This window comes from Streptomyces capparidis (assembly GCF_054782095.1).
Map to the genome: position 1 here is coordinate 1 of NZ_BAAGTD010000122.1, position 1,995 is coordinate 1,995.

Consider the following 1,995-nt stretch of genomic DNA (forward strand, 5'->3'; position numbering starts at 1 on the left):
CCATCCCGGAGACGAACACCCCCAAGAATCCGAGCGAGACGATCGGCACGCCGCCGGAGGAGGGCGAGGAGGAATCGAGACTGCTGCTGCGGTTCTCCACGAAACGGGACCCGGTGATGGTCGCGGACTGGATCAGCTTCAACATCATCGACGTCGAACGCACCGACTGGCGACGCGGGTACGCGGCGGCGCGCCGCTACCGGCAGCGCACCGGGAACCTCTTGGTGCCGTACGGGTACACCGACCCCCAGACGCAGTACCCGCTCGGCAGGTGGATCCACGACCAGCGCACCGCCCACGCGGCCGGCACCATGACCGGACAGCGCATCCGCCGCCTCGAAGCCCTGGGCATGGTGTGGTCCGCGGAAGAACTGGCCTGGCAGGAGAACCTGGCGGCCCTGGCCGCGTACGCCGCCGAGCACGGCACTCTCGCCGCGCCCCGGGAGGCTGCCGCGCTCGGCAAACAGGTCGGCGTACTGCTGTCCAACCTGCGACGCGAGGGCGGGCTCGGCAAAGACCCCCAGCGGGCCGCACGCCGCGCAGCGCAGCTCGCCGCGCTGGACCCCGACTGGCGACCCGCCTGGCCCATCGACTGGCAGCGGCACTACGCCATGCTGAAGCAGTGCCTGGACAGCGGCGCCACACTCGCCGAAGTCCTGCCCGGCGTCACGGTCGGCGGGATCGACGTCGGACAGTGGCTGGAACGGCAGAGACAGCCGACCGTGTGGACCAAACTCCAACCCGGACAACGCCAACGCCTGGAACAACTCGGCATCCAGCCCGCTCCCGGGCAGGGGCCCGGCGACGCCGGGGGCGGGACGGCGGCGAACGGCGCCAAGGGCCGTGCGGGCGGTACCGACGCCTTCCAGCGAGGCGTGGAGGCGCTGCGGCGGTTCCGGGACCGGGAAGGGCACGTACGGGTCCCACGCGGGCACACAGAGACCTGGACAACCGGCGAGGGTGAGGGCCGGGGCGGGGGCGGTCAGGAAGTGACGGTCCGACTCGGAATCTGGCGCAGCAACATGCGCACCCGACGCCAACACCTCACCCCCGAACAGTTCCACCTCCTGGACCAACTCGGCCTCTTCGACTGAACCCGGGGAACGAACCGGGAAGACAAGGAGCAGTCAAGAGGCAAGACGGGCAGTATCGCAGGTGTCGTCACTGGCACGAGGCCGACCGATTGCGGTGCCGCTCCGGCCCGGACGGTGCGCGGCTCGTCCCCATGGCCGGTGACTTTGTGCTCATCGGTTCGCCGCGCGCGCAGGTCGGCGCCGAGTTCCTGCGGTTCGACGACAGCTCCTGGATGATCGTCGTCACTCGAGGCCGCCCTGCCGTACCGGCAGGACGGCCTGCTCGTCGTGCTCCCTCATCGGACGGTGGCGGCCGTGACAGTTTTCAACGTGTCTGCGGTGGAAAGGGTGGTTCTTCCAGCGTCCGCACGATGAGTGCCAGTCCGTGGTCCATGGCCGCCTCCATGGGCGCGGCGAGGTCGTCGGGGAGCACGTCGTGAGTCCAGACCAGTCGGCAGCGGTCCGTCCCGTGCGCGATGACCTGCATGGAGGCGTTGTCGTGTTGGGGGTGCAGGGTGTCTCCGACCACCGCGTAGACGATGCGGCGTGTGTCGTCGTCGCGGCTGATCAGGCGTTCGCGCGCCACCGTCCCGTCGGTGAAAGTGACCACTCTGGCGTCGCCCTCGACTCGTGTGTCAACTACGAAGCCGGGTGCCATGCGGCTGGGGCCTGCCTCGAAGTCGCCGATCACCTCCCAGACGTCCTCGGGACTGGCCTTGATCGAGACGTCCTTCCTGACGGAAGCCATGACTGTTCTCCTCTCTGGTGACGAACGGGGTCACTCACCGGCGGCCAGGCAGAACGGATGCCCTTCGGGGTCCGTGAGCACCACCCATTCCTTCCCGCCGGGCTGGAACTCGGGCCGGCCCGCGCCGAGGGCGAGCAGTTCCTCCACCGCCCCTTCCACGTCGGGGACACGGAA

3 protein-coding genes are annotated in these 1,995 nt (G+C 69.5%); 1 reads left to right on the forward strand and 2 read right to left on the reverse strand.

Features of this window, described 5'->3' with window-relative positions:
- On the forward strand, positions 1 to 1,094 hold a 1,094-nt coding region (locus ACYVO2_RS37185), incomplete at its 5' end, for a helicase associated domain-containing protein (protein WP_461012550.1).
- A gap of 304 nt (positions 1,095 to 1,398) precedes the next feature.
- On the opposite strand, the gene ACYVO2_RS37190 is transcribed toward ACYVO2_RS37185, so the two are convergent.
- Together ACYVO2_RS37190 and ACYVO2_RS37195 are read right to left on the reverse strand one after the other, a co-directional pair.
- The gene (locus ACYVO2_RS37190; protein WP_461012551.1) at positions 1,399 to 1,821 is read right to left on the reverse strand and encodes an SRPBCC family protein; all 423 of its coding nucleotides are present in this window, start codon (positions 1,819 to 1,821) and stop codon (positions 1,399 to 1,401) included.
- Between the two features lie 30 nt (positions 1,822 to 1,851).
- On the reverse strand, positions 1,852 to 1,995 hold a 144-nt coding region (locus tag ACYVO2_RS37195; RefSeq protein WP_461012552.1), incomplete at its 5' end, for a VOC family protein.

What these genes read in the sequence shown, in the direction of transcription:
- ACYVO2_RS37190 (WP_461012551.1), bottom strand. Translation starts at nt 1,821, where the DNA reads ATGGCTTCCGTCAGGAAGGACGTCTCGATCAAGGCCAGTCCCGAGGAC.